Annotated in this window: 14 protein-coding genes; 4 read left to right on the top strand and 10 right to left on the bottom strand. The window is 67.3% G+C overall.

What is annotated here, in order from left to right; translation table 11 throughout:
• Positions 1-141: 141 nt before the first annotated feature.
• From ACFVWG_RS34755 to ACFVWG_RS34745, 3 genes are all read right to left on the bottom strand, one after another.
• Positions 142-861, bottom strand: coding sequence for a peptidylprolyl isomerase (locus ACFVWG_RS34755; protein WP_391547718.1), 720 nt, complete (start codon positions 859-861; stop codon positions 142-144).
• Positions 861-4,229: a GH92 family glycosyl hydrolase gene (locus ACFVWG_RS34750; protein ID WP_391547717.1), complete on the bottom strand. Its 3,369-nt coding sequence runs from the start codon at positions 4,227-4,229 to the stop codon at positions 861-863. Before ACFVWG_RS34750 ends, ACFVWG_RS34755 begins: the two co-directional genes overlap by 1 nt.
• 210 nt (positions 4,230-4,439) lie before the next feature.
• Complete coding sequence (locus ACFVWG_RS34745; RefSeq protein WP_391547716.1) at positions 4,440-4,775, bottom strand: hypothetical protein; 336 nt, start codon at positions 4,773-4,775, stop codon at positions 4,440-4,442.
• Positions 4,776-4,905: 130 nt separating this feature from the next.
• Here ACFVWG_RS34745 and ACFVWG_RS34740 point away from each other — a divergent pair, with 130 nt between their 5' ends.
• The 4 genes from ACFVWG_RS34740 (at position 4,906) to ACFVWG_RS34725 (ending at position 7,002) form a co-directional block, all read left to right on the top strand.
• Positions 4,906-5,100, top strand: coding sequence for a hypothetical protein (locus ACFVWG_RS34740; protein WP_391547715.1), 195 nt, complete (start codon positions 4,906-4,908; stop codon positions 5,098-5,100).
• Positions 5,100-5,669 (top strand): DUF6879 family protein, encoded by a 570-nt coding sequence (locus ACFVWG_RS34735; protein WP_391547714.1) that lies wholly within the window; start codon positions 5,100-5,102, stop codon positions 5,667-5,669. The genes ACFVWG_RS34740 and ACFVWG_RS34735 overlap by 1 nt, the downstream gene beginning before the upstream one ends.
• On the top strand, positions 5,666-6,508 hold the full coding sequence (locus tag ACFVWG_RS34730) for a helix-turn-helix domain-containing protein (protein ID WP_391547713.1): 843 nt from the start codon (positions 5,666-5,668) through the stop codon (positions 6,506-6,508). Before ACFVWG_RS34735 ends, ACFVWG_RS34730 begins: the two co-directional genes overlap by 4 nt.
• A 143-nt stretch (positions 6,509-6,651) precedes the next feature.
• Positions 6,652-7,002 carry a VOC family protein gene (locus ACFVWG_RS34725; RefSeq protein WP_391547712.1) on the top strand — a complete coding sequence of 117 codons (351 nt, stop codon included), beginning with the start codon at positions 6,652-6,654 and terminating at the stop codon, positions 7,000-7,002.
• 3 nt (positions 7,003-7,005) lie between these two features.
• Here the strand turns inward: ACFVWG_RS34725 and ACFVWG_RS34720 are convergent, their stop codons facing one another.
• From ACFVWG_RS34720 to steA, 7 genes are read right to left on the bottom strand one after another with little or no spacing between them, the layout of a single operon-like run.
• Positions 7,006-7,653: an NUDIX domain-containing protein gene (locus ACFVWG_RS34720; protein ID WP_391547883.1), complete on the bottom strand. Its 648-nt coding sequence runs from the start codon at positions 7,651-7,653 to the stop codon at positions 7,006-7,008.
• Positions 7,653-9,392, bottom strand: coding sequence for a CTP synthase (locus ACFVWG_RS34715; protein WP_391547711.1), 1,740 nt, complete (start codon positions 9,390-9,392; stop codon positions 7,653-7,655). The genes ACFVWG_RS34720 and ACFVWG_RS34715 overlap by 1 nt, the downstream gene beginning before the upstream one ends.
• A gap of 21 nt (positions 9,393-9,413) precedes the next feature.
• On the bottom strand, positions 9,414-10,439 hold the full coding sequence (locus ACFVWG_RS34710) for a glycosyltransferase family 4 protein (protein WP_391547710.1): 1,026 nt from the start codon (positions 10,437-10,439) through the stop codon (positions 9,414-9,416).
• Positions 10,436-12,001, bottom strand: coding sequence for a murein biosynthesis integral membrane protein MurJ (gene murJ, locus ACFVWG_RS34705; protein ID WP_391547709.1), 1,566 nt, complete (start codon positions 11,999-12,001; stop codon positions 10,436-10,438). The genes ACFVWG_RS34710 and murJ overlap by 4 nt, the downstream gene beginning before the upstream one ends.
• On the bottom strand, positions 11,998-12,810 hold the full coding sequence (locus ACFVWG_RS34700) for a hypothetical protein (RefSeq protein ID WP_391547708.1): 813 nt from the start codon (positions 12,808-12,810) through the stop codon (positions 11,998-12,000). Before ACFVWG_RS34700 ends, murJ begins: the two co-directional genes overlap by 4 nt.
• A gap of 1 nt (position 12,811) precedes the next feature.
• On the bottom strand, positions 12,812-13,759 hold the full coding sequence (locus tag ACFVWG_RS34695) for a copper transporter (protein WP_391547707.1): 948 nt from the start codon (positions 13,757-13,759) through the stop codon (positions 12,812-12,814).
• Positions 13,756-14,937: a putative cytokinetic ring protein SteA gene (gene steA, locus ACFVWG_RS34690; protein ID WP_391547706.1), complete on the bottom strand. Its 1,182-nt coding sequence runs from the start codon at positions 14,935-14,937 to the stop codon at positions 13,756-13,758. Before steA ends, ACFVWG_RS34695 begins: the two co-directional genes overlap by 4 nt.
• Positions 14,938-14,991 lie beyond the last annotated feature (54 nt).

The following is a 14,991-nucleotide window of genomic DNA, read 5'->3' as shown; positions in this document are numbered from 1 at the left end:
CTGTGGGGGAGGGGGGGTTTCTGGGAGAAAGGCGGGGGGGGGGGAAAAGGAGTGTGGCGGGGGGTGCGGGAGGGAGGAGAGGTGGGTGGTGCCTGGTTGGTCGCCCCTTCCTGGGTGGGGGGCGGCGGCGAGGCGGTTGAGCTACCAGCTACCGAGTGAGCGGGCGACCAGGATGTCGGTCTTGCGGACCGGCGGACCGTCGAGGTTGTCCGGGTTGTCGTCGCTGACGACGGTGCCGCCGGCGGCGACGCGGTCGAGAGTCTTGAGACCGGTGCGGTCCACGGAACCGAAGACGGTGTAGTCGGGACGCAGCCGCGAGTCGGCGAAGACCAGGAAGAACTGGCTGCCGTTGGTGTCGGGGCCGGCGTTCGCCATGGCGAGGACACCGCGGGCGTAGACCTTGCGGGTGCCGGTGGTGTCACCCGGCCAGTTCGGCAGGTCGGTCGGCAGCTCATCCTTGTAGGAGTAGCCCGGACCGCCCTCACCGGTACCGCTCGGGTCGCCGCACTGGAGCACCTTGAGCGTCGGGTACAACGTGAGCCGGTGACAGGTGGTGAAGTCGTAGAAGCGGCTCTTGGCCAGGTGCAGGAAGCTCTGCACCGTGCACGGCGCCTTGGCGCGGTCCAGTGACAGCAGCATCGGACCCTGGTTGGTCGCGACCACCACCTTCACGATGCCCTTGTCCGGCGTGTGCTGAGGGTCCGGCGGCAGTGAGACCGGTCGGGCCGGCGGGTCGTCCGGGGTCGAGGTGTAGCCGCACGGCCCCTTGGTGCCGGTCGGTGGTGCAGCGTGCGCCGGGGTGGCGACCAGCAGCGTGGCCACCATCAACGTCGCACCTGCGATCACAGCCGAAACCTTCATCAGTTTCCTCCCACTGCCACAGTGAAGATCCGCAGGTCGCGGTTCTTCGGAAGCGTGATGCTGACCGGCGTCTGGGTCAAGGTCACGGGTGCCGTGGCGAAGATGTGCGTCGTCACGTTGTCACGCCCGCCGCCGGACTCGTTCCGGTACGGCGTGGTCGCGACGATCACGTTGCCGTAGTGCAGGGTGTCGCCGCCACCGCCCAGAGTCCAGTCGCTGAAGGACAGGTCGAACGGCTGGGTGCTGCCGTCGCTGAAGTTCAGCGTGGCGGTGGTCTGCTGGTTCCCGTTGACCGCGCTGCCGATGAACGACAGCTTCGTCGTACCGGCCGGCAGGTTCAGGTTGAGCAGCTGACCGTCCGCAGGCACGTTGTCCGGGTCTCCCACCGGCACGTCGGGCCATGTGAACGTCAGACCCTGTACGGCGCCGGTGCCACCGGGCGTCAGCCCAGCAGCGGCCAGAGCCTGCCGCGAGTAGCTCACTCCCCCGCCGTCGTAGTCGGCCTCGGTGTGGTCACCGGCGTCGTCGGAAGCCGCAGTACCCTCACGCAGCACGAAGAACGAGTTCGGCAGTCCGACAACCACGGTGAAGCCCACCTGCGGTAGTGCGGTGCCGTCAGCCGCCTTGACCGACACGGTGACCGGGTAGCGACCATCCGGCGTACCGGGCGCGGCTGTGATCGTCACCGGCGCACTGCCGTCCTGCTCGACGCGGAACGAGCCAGTGGCCGGGTTGGCGGTCAGACCGGGCGGAGTCTGCACCGTGTAGGTGACGTTCTGCGGCGTACCGCTCAGTCGGTGGGCCTTGATCGCGATCGGCGCACTCGTGGTACCCGGTGCGATCACCACGCGGCTCAGGTCGGTCGACGTCTGGAACGGGATCTCACCGGTACGCCACGACGGCGGTGCGTCGGTCGGCTTCGAGCCCCACGCCACGTTGGCCGTCGTACCGAGCTTGAAGTCCAGAGTGCCGCCGCGCTGCACGAAGCTCTCCGGCAGCCACGCCTTGGTCGACGTGCGCCCGTTCACCTTCAAAGACTGCACGTACGGCGCGTCTGCGCCCGGAGCGTTGATCTGGATCGTCCGACCGCCGTCGCGGTGGATGACAGCGCGCGGGAACAGCGGTGCGGCGACCTGGAGCTCAGAACGGCTCGGTACGTCGGGGTAGAGCCCGAGCGCGGTCCACACGTACCAGGACGACATGGCGCCCAGGTCGTCGTTGCCAGGAATGCCACCAGTGCTGGGGTTCCACAGCTGGGTCATGGCCTGCCGCAGCGTCTCCTGCGTCTGGTAGGGCTTGCCGGTGTAGTTGTAGATCCACGGGGTGTTGATCGACGGCTCGTTGTCCATCTCGGCGTGCAGGTCACCCGCCTTGGTGAGCGCCCAGGTGCCGTCCGGGTTCTTGAAGAACGCATCCAGCCGCTGGTTCGTCTTGTCCACGCCACCGATCGCATCGACCAGACCGGCGCGGTTGTGCGGGACCATCCACGTGTACTGCGCACTGCTGCCCTCGGCGAACCCGTCGCCCGTCGCCGGTGTGAAGCTCGGCCAAGCGCCGTTCTCGTCCCGGTTCTGGACGTAGCCGCCGTTCTCCGGGTTGAACACGTTCTGCCAGTACTGCGACCTGTTCAGGAACTGCTTGTACGTCGAGTTGCTCCCGGTCCGCTGGGCCAACTGGGCGATCGCGAAGTCCGCGGTGGTGTCCTCGAGCGTTTCGACCGCACCGCCCCAGGCGTTGGATTTGGTCGGGATGTAGTGCAGCGCAAGGTACTTGTCGAGTGACGGCCGCTGACCGATCGACATCACCGGCTTGCCGGCCGAGCTGAGGTCCTTCGCGGTCGGAACCGTCGCAGCCTTCACCAGCGACTTCAGTGCACTCCGTACGTCGAAGTTCGTGCCACCGAAGGCGTAGATGCCAGCCACTGCTGGTGCAGCCGGGTCACCGGTCATCACCGCCGTACTGCCGGAGGCGTGGGTCCAGCGGTCCCAGACACCGCCGTTCTGATCGGCCTGGTTGAGCAGCGACTGGGCGATGTCACCGGCCTTGTCTGGCTCGAGCAACGACAGCAACTGCACCTGCGAGCGATAGACGTCCCAACCGGAGAAGGTCGCGTACTGCGCCTCCTGACCGTGCGCTACTCGATGCACCTTCTGGTCGAAACCCCAGTACTGCCCGTTGACGTCACTGAACACGTTCGGGTGCAGCAGTGCGTGGTACAGCGCGGTGTAGAAGGTGGTGCGCTGGTCAGTGCTGCCACCGCTGATCTCAATGCGGTTGAGCTGCTTTCGCCAAGCCTGCTTGGCCTTTGCCGCAGTAGCGGTCACAGACGAACCACGTGGGTTCTCAGCACGCAGGTTGGCTTGTGCGTTGGCCTTGCTCACATAGGAGATACCGATGCGCATCGTCACCGTGCTGCTGTCGAATCCGACGTACCCGCCAGAGCCCTTGTTCGGCGGCATCCAGCCGTCAGCCCCGTACGTCGTACCGCCGCGTGCGGACGTGCTGCCCGGGGTGACTGTCGTGTCGGTCCACGTACCGGTGTTCTTGAAGGGCTGGTCGAACTGCGCAACGAAGTGCAGCGTGTAGTAGCTCCGGCGGCCAACACTGGCCAGGTAGCCGCAGAAGTTGCCACTGATCACCTCACCGGAGACAGTGCGCGTCTTCGGGTCGATGCTGATCCGTGCGTCACTGGAACCGACCTCAGAGTTCGACGTCCGGAACAGCAGCGACTTGGCCTTGTCCGCCGGGAACGTGAACGCAGCCGACCCGGTGCGCGGTGTGGCGCTCAGCTCCGCAGTAGCGCCAGAGTCGAGACCGACCTTGTAGTAGCCGGCCTTGGCGACCTCATTGGCGTGGCTGAACGTGCTGGCGTAGACCTCGTCCTTCGCATCACTCTGCGGCGAGGTGGTGACATCACCGACGTACGGAAGGATGGGGATGTCACCTGAGCCACCAGCACACCCAGTGCCGCTCATGTGCGTCAGGCTGAAGCCACGGATCTTGGTGGCCGAGTACAGGTACCCACCAGGCGCAGCGGTCCGGTACGCGTTCCCGCGGCTCGTCTCCGGGCTGAACGAGAACATCCCGAACGGCGACACCGCACCCGGGAACACGTCACCCAGGTTCGACGTCCCGATCAGCGGGTCCACGTGCTCGGTCGGATCGGCCGACGTACCGGTGATGCCGCTAGAGCCAACGGCCTCCACACCACGCAGCCCAGCCACAGCTGGATCAGCAGGCGGCTTGGTAGTAGGCCAATTCGGCACAGGTGGACCAGACGCGGCCTGAGCGGTCGCAGTCAGCGCAAGGCCGACCGACAACACACTCACGAGCACAGCAGTACGACGGCGCAGGGCGGTGCGCGACATAAAGGTTCCCCACCTCGGACGACGGAAAAGGGCGGCGCGACGTCACGGGGCGGTGTGACATCGTTGTCAGCAAACAAATACCCTCACGCACCGCACGAGGTCAAGCACTCAACGGAGTTTGACCACCGACCGATCACCCCAGCCCCGCTCGCGACAGATTGGTACGGCGGACGGGCGCAGACGCAGGGATCAGTACGCCCGCCCACCGGCTCATGGAGGCGAGGCGCCGACGGTCAAGGCATAGGCACCGGTCTCACGCTCCAGCCGCCGCGCCTTGGTCTCGCCGCCCCCCACCGCACTCAGATGCGCATCCGTCGGCACGACGATCACCGGAATCTCGCGCTGCTTGACCATGTGGACGAGTGCGTCGAACGCGGCCGGATCAGTAGCGAGTTGTTCCACGAAGACCTTGCGCAGGACGAAGCCTCGCCGCCTGGCGAAGACCGCGAGTTGCACTGCCGCCTGGTCGAGCTCAACGCGAGTCATCGACGGGTACTGCCGCAGATAGCCGACCGCCGGCGTGAGCTGAGCAGGACTGTCGGTCATGGCAGTCAATATTCCATATTGAAAGTGGAATATCAATCCAAGATCTCGAAACAGGGACCTCATATTCCATATCAGTTGGCATCAGGGTAGGCTTCTGCCGTCATCGCCCCTTGACCGAAGGAGAACGTCGATGTCTCAGCTACGGCGGATCGCTGGAGATTGCCCGGACAACAAGACGTGTCCGGCGGCCTGGACGACGGACACCGATCCTGACTCGGTCTATGTCGTCGGCTCGATCGTCGAGGACGATCAGGACCTCCTCGCGAAGGCGGGACCGGGTGAAGCTGTCGTTCGCTTCCCTCGAAGCCTGTGGGAGCGCCGTTGATGTTGCCCGAGGAACAGGTCGACGCGATCTTCGAGGGGTTCCAGCGCAGCGCGTTCCGCCTCGAAACTCTTGACTATTACCACGTCGGGTCGGACGGCGGCGACGTCGCGCGCTATCTCGCCGGTGCACCGGATCCGGATCCCGAACGCAAGGGACCGTGGCTGGAGCAGCTTCGTGCCGAACGAACGGCCGGCAAGCTCAGACATCGCGTACACGTCCTGCGTACGCCGTTGACCGACTACCTTCGCTACGAATGCGAGTGGGGGTACCTACCGAATGCTGCAGCCGGGGAAGAGATCCACATTCTCGATCTCTCGGAGCAGCGGTTGCCGATCGAGGTCGACCCGCTCGAGGACTTCTGGCTGATGGACGACGACACAGTCCTGCGCATGCACTACGACGAGCGGGGCGTCTACCTCGGCGCTAGCCTCGCCGAGGACGTCGTACCGTATCGTCGGAGCCGCGATGCCGCCCTCGCTGCGAGCACAACCTTCAGTACCTGGTGGAGCGATCATCCCGAGTACTGGCGAGCCAACCAACAAGAACCGGAGAAGCCAAGCCACGCATGACTGGTGCGGACGACACCTCGGGTGCTCTCGATCTGGCCACGGTGCTGCGTGAGTTTCGGCACCGTGCGGGTCTCGGCGGTCTCGAAGCCGCCCGCCGCGCCGGCGTCAGCCAGTCGAAGATCTCCAAGCTCGAGAACGGGCTGCTGCGCGCAAGCCCCGACGATGTTCGCTCATTGTGTGACGTTTACGGCGTACCGGCGGACGAGCGAGAGAACCTGGTCGGGCTGGCATCCGACCTGAAGTCCTCGAGTCGCTTGTCGAGAGTCGTCATGACTCGAGGCACTGCACGGCTCCAGCATCACATCGGTCAACTGGAGTCGAAGGCAACGCTGCTGCGCAGCTATCAACCGGCGATGGTGCCTGGGCTCCTGCAGACACGCACCTATGCAAGTCTCGTCTTCGGCGCCGGCCTCGCCGACGAGGAACGCGACGCCGCAGTCGACGCCCGCGCGAGCCGCAGCAGCGCCCTGGACGACGAAACGAAGGAGTTCAGGCTCGTCCTCACCGAAGGCGCATTGCGTTGGCAGGCAGGCAATCCGCAGGTGATGGTCGATCAGCTCGACGCCATCATCACGGCGTCACGCCGCCCGAACCTCCGGCTGGGCGTGGTCCCGTGGACGACACCTGTCGAGGTCTTTTGCACTCATGCCTTCCACATCTACGATTCCGCGGCCGTTCTCATCGGGACGGAGATCGCCTCAGCGATCCTCGATTCAAGTGACGATGTGACGGTGTACGACGAGCTCTTCGATCGACTCGATCGTGTCTCATCCACCGGCGACGACGCCCGGCGAGAACTGCTGCGGATCCGGAGCGACTACCAACTCCTCGGTCGATGAGCCACAGAAGTGTCTGGCGCCGGAATGAAGGGACGCCGAGTGGGAGGAGATTGCTGCTGGCAATCGATTGCACGCGACACAGTCCTTCCAGTCGATGACACATTGCCCACGCTCGTCGATCGCACCGGGCTTACTGTCGGGAGATGATCAATGGGGCGCACGTCATCATCTTCAGTAAGGACGCCGAGGCCGACCGCACGTTCCTGCGAGATGTGCTCGGCTATCCGCACGTCGACACCGGGGGCGGCTGGCTGATCTTCAAGCTGCCGCCGGCCGAGGTTGCTGTGCACCCGACCGGCGAGGCCGAGTCACACGAGCTCTATCTGATGTGCGACGACCTCGACCGGACCGTCGCCGACCTGACCGCCCAGGGCGTCGAGTTCGTCCGCCCCGCGGAAGACCAGGGCTGGGGAATCCTCACCGCGATCCGCCTCCCCGGCGGGGGCGAACTCGGCCTCTACGAACCCAAGCACCCCACCGCATACGACCTCTGACCCTCAGAGGTCCTTTGCGGGCCAGGGGGAGTCTGCTGGGCGCAGGGACTCGAAGCCGGGGCCGTTGAGAGCGGTCCAGGCGGCGAGCGAGCCCATGACGAGGATGGGGTTCTGGAGGTGGCCGGCCAGGACGGCGCCGACTACCTCCACCAGTGGCGCCCAGACGGTCTCCATGTCCGCCTCCTCGTGGAGGCGGACGTAGGTCTCGTCGGCTGGTGAGAGGTCCCGGGCGAGGAAGATGCGGATGGCCTCGGTAGTCATGCCGGGTGAGGTGAAGGCGTCGACCAGGACGCGCCAGTCGGCGGCCTTGGTGCCGGTCTCCTCCCAGAGCTCACGCTCGCCGCCCAGCTGGTACTGCTCACCCTGTACGTCGAGGAGGCCGGCGGGTGGCTCGAGCAGCCGGTAGCCGACCGGATGCCGGTACTGGCGCACCAGCAGCATGCGGTTGCGCTCGTCGAGTGCGACCACGCCGACGGCACCCGGGTGTACGACGATGTCGCGGACGAACGAGTCGCCGTCCGCCGGCTCGATGGTGTCCCGGCGGACCGAGATGACCCGGCCCGTCGAGTGCACCGTCTCCGACGCCGAGACCGGCCACTTCTCCGGTACGTCGGTCAGTCCGGCGCCGAAGCGGAGTTCCGGGTGGTCCATCACGCCTTGACCGTCTCGGCCTTGGTCTTCGTGGCCGGCTTCTTCGCGACGCCAGCGGCAGCAGCGGGAGCCGGGTCCTCGACCGGGAGCCGGGACTCGCGCTGGCGGACCAGGGCGGCCGCGACCAGGCCGGCGAACAGCGGGTGCGGCTTGGTCGGCCGCGAGCGCAGCTCCGGGTGCGCCTGGGTGGCGACGAAGTACGGGTGCTGGGCCCGGTCCAGCTCGATGAACTCGACCAGCTCGTGGTCCGGCGACAGACCGCTGAAGACCAGGCCGGCGGCCTCGAGCTTGTCGCGGTAGGCGTTGTTCACCTCGTAGCGGTGACGGTGCCGCTCCTGGATGGTGGCCGCGCCGTACAGGTCGCGGACGATCGAGCCCTCGGCCAGGTTCGCCGGGTAGAGGCCGAGGCGCATCGTGCCACCCAGGTCCCCGCCACCGGCGACGATGTCCTTCTGCTCCTCCATGGTCGCGATCACCGGCTGCTCGGCATCCGGGTCGAACTCGGTCGAGTTCGCGTCCGTCAGGCCGGCCAGGTCACGGGCGACCTCGACCACCATGCACTGCAGCCCGAGACACAGGCCGAGGATCGGGACACCCTTCTCGCGGGCGTACCGGATCGCGCCGATCTTGCCCTCGATCCCACGGACCCCGAACCCACCGGGGATGCAGATCGCGTCCACGTCACCGAGCAGCTTCGCGGCACCCTCGGGAGTGGCGCACTCGTCGGAGGCGATCCAGCGCAGGTTCACCTTGGCGTCGTTGCCGAAACCACCGGCCCGCAGCGCCTCGGCGACCGACAGGTAGGCGTCCGGCAGGTCGACGTACTTGCCGACCAGCGCGACTGTGACCTCGTCCTTCGGGTGGTGCACGACCTTCAGCAGTTCGTCCCAGCGGGTCCAGTCGACGTCGCGGAACGGCATGTTCAGCCGCCGGACGACGTACGCGTCCAGGCCCTCGGCGTGCAGGACCTTGGGGATGTCGTAGATGCTCGGCGCGTCCGCGGCGGCCACCACGGCCTCGACGTCCACGTCGCACATCAGCGAGATCTTGCGCTTGACGCTGTCCGGGATCGGCCGGTCCGCGCGGCAGACGATGGCATCCGGCTGGATACCGATCGAGCGCAGCGCCGCGACCGAGTGCTGGGTCGGCTTGGTCTTCAGCTCACCCGCGGGCGCCATGTAGGGCACCAGCGAGATGTGCAGGAAGAACACGTTGTCGCGGCCGACGTCGTGCCGGACCTGCCGGGCCGCCTCGAGGAACGGCAGCGACTCGATGTCGCCGACCGTGCCGCCGATCTCGTGCAGCACCACGTCCACGTCGGGGCCCGCCATCGCGAGCATCCGTTCCTTGATCTCGTTGGTGATGTGCGGGATCACCTGGACGGTGTCGCCCAGGTACTCGCCGCGGCGCTCCTTGGCGATCACGCTGGAGTAGACCTGCCCGGTCGTCACGTTCGCGACCTGGGACAGATCCCGGTCCAGGAACCGCTCGTAGTGACCGATGTCGAGGTCGGTCTCGGCGCCGTCGTTGGTGATGAACACCTCGCCGTGCTGGAACGGGTTCATCGTGCCGGGATCGACGTTGAGATACGGATCCAGCTTCTGCATGGTCACCCGGATGCCGCGCGCCGTCAGCAGACTGCCGAGGCTTGACGCCGTCAGCCCCTTGCCGAGACTGGAGGCCACGCCACCGGTGACGAAAACGTGCTTGGTCTGCTGCGAGTTCGAAACCCTGTCCACGGGCCTCCAGCCTACCTGTTGTCAAGGGGTGGTCGCGACGAGACCCGCGTAGATGTCGAGCAGATTCTTCGCCGCGGCGTCCTCATCCGGCCATCTCGCGGCCAATTCACGGCCACGCGTCCGCATAGCGTTCGCCGTACCGGGCTCCGCGAGAATCGCCCGGACCCCGTCGGCCAGTCCGTCGGCGTCCCCGGGAAACGCCAGTACGGCGCTGTCCTCGACCAGCTCGGGGATACCGCCGGTCGCGGTCGCCACCACCGGTACGCCGACCTGCATCGCCTCCTGGACGACCAGAGCGCGCGCCTCCCAGTGCGAGGTGAGCAGGAACACGTCGGCGGCGCCGAGCAGGTTCGCCACGTCGCTGCGGTGCCCCAGCAGCCGCACTGGCAGCTGCTCGGCGTCGATCCGGGCCTGCAGGTTGTCCCGGAGCGGACCGTCTCCGACCACTACGAAGACCGCCTGCGGGTTCGACTCGTGCACCCGGGCCGCCACGGACAGCAGGGTCGGGTAGTCCTTCTGCGGGGCAAGCCGGCCGACGGTGAGGATGAGCGGCTGGTCGGTCAGACCGAGCTCCAGGCGGATATCTGCGGCCGACACAGTCGGCTGCGACATCGTGGGCGCGGCGACCGGCGCGAGGCGCGCGTCCCGCGCCCCAAGGCTCTTGGCAAGCTCCACGAGGTCGCTGGAGGCTCCTAGGGTCAGGTCCGCACCCTTGGCGACCAGACGCTGTCCCAGACGCATCACCAGGCCCTTGGGGCCCGGAGCGATCACTGCGTTGTGCCAGGTGACGACCAGCGGGCGCAGCTTGGCCCGGTCACGCAGTGCGGTCATCCCGGCGCGGTAGCCGTGGGCGTGGACGATGTCCGACCCGCGGAGTGCCGGTGCTTGGGTGACGACGGTCGCGGCGCCGAAGTCGAAGTGCTCGGCAGTCCCGGGCGGCGCACAGACGACGACCTCATGCCCCGCGCTCAGGAATCGCGGCACCAAGGAGGCGACGTGCTGACCGATCCCGCCTCGCGACTCCGCGAGCAGCAGGCCAATCTTCATGCCACAACCTTTCGACGGAGGAGCGCGCGGGTATCCCCACGATCCAGTACGACGGCGACTACGGCGTACACGATGACGACGGCCAGACCGGACAGCACCGAGAACAGGACTGCTGTAGCCACTCCGGCATCAGCAGCCGGCAGTGCGACAGCCCAACCTGCTGCACCAGCCAGTACGGCGCCGACCACCGCAGCCAGCGTGGCCCGGGTCAGACCGGCCAGTACGGCGACACCTGCGTCGCGTCGGAGTACCGCCACCAGGGTGACAGCTCCGAGGAGCATGCCGATCGACATGGCAGCCGCCAGCGCCGGGACTGCGTCCCACTGTGCGGTGAGCACGATGGCCGACACGGCGACGAGCGCCCAGGCGGCTGAGGTGACGACGGCGACCTGGCGACCGGAGTGCCGTGCGTAGAGCACTCGGCCGACATGCATCAGTACGGCGAACCCAATGGCGGCCGGAGCGAACGCGATCAGCCCGTGGCCGAGTGAAGTCGCTTGTGCTTCCCGTACGGCGCCATCGTCGTACGCGAAGATCCGTGCAACCGGTACGGCGGTCCCGACGAGCAGTGCGGCTCCAGCACCGCCGGCCAGCATGACGGCGCGAGTCGAGGCGGCGGCGTACAGGTCGAACCGCTCCCCTGCCTCATATGCCGCAGCAAGGCGCGGGAACACCGCAGTGGTGATCGGTACGGCGAGGACGGCGTACGGGAGCAGGTAGACGGCGTTGGCCCAGGTGTAGACGGCGATGCTGCCCGCAACACCACGGTGGTTGGCCAGGTACGTGGTGACAACGAAGGTGAGCTGTTGAGCGATCAGCACGGCCAGTCCGGCCAGCGCGAGCTTCCGTAGTACCGGACCGACGCCGGGGTCGAGTCTTAGCGTCAGCTTGATCGGTAGGCGCAGTAGCAGCATCGGGACCAGCACGGTGAACGCCAGTGCAGCAACACCCGCGGTGGTCCCCCATGCGAGCAGATCATTCGCACCGCGCGATGCACTGTCCGCCTGAGGAGCCATAGCCGCGAAGACGAAGTAGGTGCCGACAACCACCAAGCTGGAGACCAGCGGCGCCCAGGCGCCTGCACCAAACCTCTTGTGGGACTGGAGAACCGCGGTAGCGATCACGGCGAGGGCGTAGCCGAACACCTGCGGCACAAAGATGATGAGCATCCGAGTCGCAGTCGCCGCGGACCCAGCGCAGTCCGGGCCCGGATCCAGTAACGCGTCGGTGTAGCTCGAGGCCAGCACCCACGACAAGATCGCGAACGGCGCCAGCAACAGGAACGACCACGACAGCAGCGCCCCGATGATGCGCCCTTGCGCACCGCGGTCGCCCCGGGCCACCGGACCGGCCAGCACCGGGATCACTGCACCCGCGAGCGCACCACCGGCCACGATCTCGAACAGGATGTTCGGCAGCTGATTAGCCGTCGTATAGGCCTCAGCCAAACACCCAGCGCCCACGGTCTTCGAGAAGACCAGCCACCGCCCGAACCCCACCACCCGGGCAAGGACGGTGACACCGGCCACCAAGAGGGCGGCCTGCGCAATGCGCGATTTCACCGGGGGCGTCGGCCCCACTGGTCGATCTTGTCCAGCGTCGGGTTCTCCGCGATCACCTTGGTGAAGCTGACCTTCTCGCTGGCCAGGTTCAGGCCGACGACGCCAGCCAACACGAGGGTCTTGAGCCACCGCGGGAGGGACGCGGCGAGCGCCGTACCGGTGATGGCTCCCAGGCCGTTGGCTCCGCAGTCGCCGAGCATGGAACGCTCGCCGAGGTCAGACGGCGCAGAGGCGACGGCTGCGCCGAGTACTGCACCAGCAGGGCCGTCGACGACGGCAAGCGGCGCGTTGACTGCGGCAACCGCCTTCAGCGCGCGGCCGGGGCGTAGGTCGAGCAGGTTGGTCAGGTTCGCCGTACCGGCAATGAGGGCGCCGTCGGCAACCACACCGACCAGTGCCTTCACACCGGACGACTTACGCGGCAGCAACGCCGCAGCGGCCAGACCGGCCGCACCGACGCCAAGAATCTTCACTGCACCACTGGTCACCTCACCGCGCTTCAACGCGGACAGGTGCCCCCGGAACCCCTTGGCCTGCGTGGTTCCGCGCAGATCGTCGTACGCGCCAACAGCTCCCGAGACCGAGCCGGCAAGCAGTGCGGCGGCCTTCACCTTGCCCGGAGTGGACGGTGCGGCAGCGACGCCGGCCAGGGCGCCGAGTACGGCGACCGGTCCCTCCAGCAGCGTGACGGTCTCGCCCCGGTGGTTGGTCCGCTCGAACGGCTGCCGGTTCTCCTTGGGCAGCTTCTCCGCGGCCTTCTCCAGTGCGGCAGTCGCAGCCGCCGCAACGGCAGCGCTCAGAAATCCCACGTCAGTTGTCCTTCACCTGTACGGCGGCCGGCGCGATGCCGTCCTTCGCGCCGAAAGCACCGTACTGACCGGCCTTGCCGGTCGCCTGCTCGACCAGCGCGAAGACGACGGTCATCTGCCCGGCGGGCAGATCGGCCACGTCCACCGAGGAAACGATCTTGGTGGCGTCGGAGTCACTGCGCAAGGCCTTCAGCAGTCCGCCGTCCTGCGCGGTGTCCGGCGTCCCGGCCACCACCACACCGGCGCTGCCCGCGTCGAGACCCTTGGCGAAGTCCACCGCGTCGGCGTACGCCGAGCTGGTCACCGGCGGATCGGCCGGTTTGCCGGCCACCACGACGATCAGCGTGGAGCGGTCCTTGATCGTCGCCGGCTTCAGCGACACCAGCCCGGCATCGGTCAGCCCGCTGAGGATCCGGGTCGAGTCGGCGTCGACCGGCTTGCCGCCCTCCTTGGCCGCGAGCCCGCGCGCCAGGATCAGCCCGGCCCGCTCGTAGGTCGTGGAGTCCTTCGGGAAGTCGACGTCGGCCGTGGCGAGCTGGGTGATCAGCGGCTCCACCAGCTGGCGCTGACCGGGATCGAACAGCTTCGCGTTCAGCGCGGCCCGGACGGTCACCTGGGCGCCGGCCTTCTGCGCCTCGTCGTCGAGCCCGTCGACCACACTGCTGTCGGCGTTCGGCATCGTGATGATCGCGACCTTGCGATCGGTCAGCTTGCCGGTGGCCAGCCCGGCCGTCACCTTGGCCTCGTAGTCCTGGTGGTACTTGTTCAGTGCCTGCAGTTCGTCGTTCTTGGCCCGGGCGTCGACGAGGTTCTGGCGATCGATGTTCGCCTGGTTCGCGATGATGTCGCTGCCGGTGCCCTTCAGCGGACCGGCGCCGAGCACCACACCCGCGCCCAGGGCGAAGAAGATCGCCACGATCGAGACGATGTGGTAGCGAAAGTCGATCACGTGAACAGCTCCCGGATCCAGTAGACGAAGTCGTTCCAGCGCGCCCGCAGAATCGACCACAGCACAGCGTCGGCGTCGATGGCGACCATCGCCATCCCGAGGGCGAACAGACCGGCCGCGACCAGCGCGACGATCTGGAACGTCGAGACCCGGCTGCGGTACAGCCGCCCGACGCCCTTCGCGTCCACCAGCTTGGCGCCGACACGCAAGCGAGTGATGAAGGTGCTGGCCATCCCGGAGCGGCCCTTGTCCAGGAACTCCACCAGCGAGTTGTGAGTGCCGACCGCAACGATCAGCGAGGCACCCTTGGAGTCGGCCAGCAGCATCGCGACGTCCTCACTGGTGCCGGTGGCCGGGAACTCGATCGAGTCCACTCCGAGCCGTTCCAGCCGCTCCGAGCCGGGCGCGCGGCCGTCGCGGTACGCGTGCACGACCACTTCGGCGCCGCTCTTCAGCGTCTCGTCCTTGACCGAGTCCATGTCGCCGACGATCAGGTCCGGGGCGTACCCGTTCTCGACCAGCGCGTCCGCACCGCCGTCGACACCGATCAGGACCGGCCGGTACTCCCGGATGTACGGCCGCAACGCGACCAGGTCCTCGCGATAGTCGTAGCCACGGACGACGATCAGCACGTGCCTGCCGTCCATCGGCGTGTGGATCTCGGGGACGCCGACACCGTCGAGCAGCAGGTCGCGCTCGCGACGCAGGTAGTCCAGTGTGTTCGCGGTGAACGCCTCGAGCTGGGTCGAGAGCCCGGCCCGGGCCTCGTCCATCAGCTCGGCCACGGACTGGCTGTCCTGGGCAACACCCTTCGCGACGACCTCGTCACCGCGGTACAGGGTCCCGTCGTGCAGCCGGACGCGCTCGCCTTCGTGCAGGACCGAGAAGACCTCGCGGCCAATGCCGTCGACCAAGGGGATCCCGGCGGCGACCAGGATCTCCGGGCCGAGGTTCGGATAGCGGCCGCTGATCGAATCCGCGACGTTGACCACCGCGGAGACCTTGCAGTCCACCAGCGCCTCGGCGCTGACCCGGTCCAGGTCGACATGGTCGATGACCGCGATCTCGCCCGATTTCAGCCGTTTGGTGAGATTCTTGGTACGCCGATCCAGCCGGACCACTCCGGTGGTTCCGGGCAGTTCAGTCGGGCGTGCTCTCCGCAGGCTGGGCAGTTTCATCGCGCTCTCATCCTGCCACGTCACCAGAGCCGTTCTGGCTCATGACCCCGCCCG

Source organism: Kribbella sp. NPDC058245 (assembly GCF_042882005.1).
GTDB lineage: Bacteria > Actinomycetota > Actinomycetes > Propionibacteriales > Kribbellaceae > Kribbella.
This window is presented reverse-complemented; position numbering and strand designations above follow the sequence as displayed.

Excerpts from the sequence above, each read along its gene's own strand:
- ACFVWG_RS34755 (WP_391547718.1), bottom strand. The coding sequence starts at position 861 with ATGAAGGTTTCGGCTGTGATCGCAGGTGCGACGTTGATGGTGGCCACG.
- ACFVWG_RS34750 (WP_391547717.1), bottom strand. The coding sequence starts at position 4,229 with ATGTCGCGCACCGCCCTGCGCCGTCGTACTGCTGTGCTCGTGAGTGTG.
- ACFVWG_RS34745 (WP_391547716.1), bottom strand. The coding sequence starts at position 4,775 with ATGACCGACAGTCCTGCTCAGCTCACGCCGGCGGTCGGCTATCTGCGG.
- ACFVWG_RS34740 (WP_391547715.1), top strand. The coding sequence starts at position 4,906 with ATGTCTCAGCTACGGCGGATCGCTGGAGATTGCCCGGACAACAAGACG.
- ACFVWG_RS34735 (WP_391547714.1), top strand. The coding sequence starts at position 5,100 with ATGTTGCCCGAGGAACAGGTCGACGCGATCTTCGAGGGGTTCCAGCGC.
- ACFVWG_RS34730 (WP_391547713.1), top strand. The coding sequence starts at position 5,666 with ATGACTGGTGCGGACGACACCTCGGGTGCTCTCGATCTGGCCACGGTG.
- ACFVWG_RS34725 (WP_391547712.1), top strand. The coding sequence starts at position 6,652 with ATGATCAATGGGGCGCACGTCATCATCTTCAGTAAGGACGCCGAGGCC.
- ACFVWG_RS34720 (WP_391547883.1), bottom strand. The coding sequence starts at position 7,653 with ATGGACCACCCGGAACTCCGCTTCGGCGCCGGACTGACCGACGTACCG.
- ACFVWG_RS34710 (WP_391547710.1), bottom strand. The coding sequence starts at position 10,439 with ATGAAGATTGGCCTGCTGCTCGCGGAGTCGCGAGGCGGGATCGGTCAG.
- steA (WP_391547706.1), bottom strand. The coding sequence starts at position 14,937 with ATGAAACTGCCCAGCCTGCGGAGAGCACGCCCGACTGAACTGCCCGGA.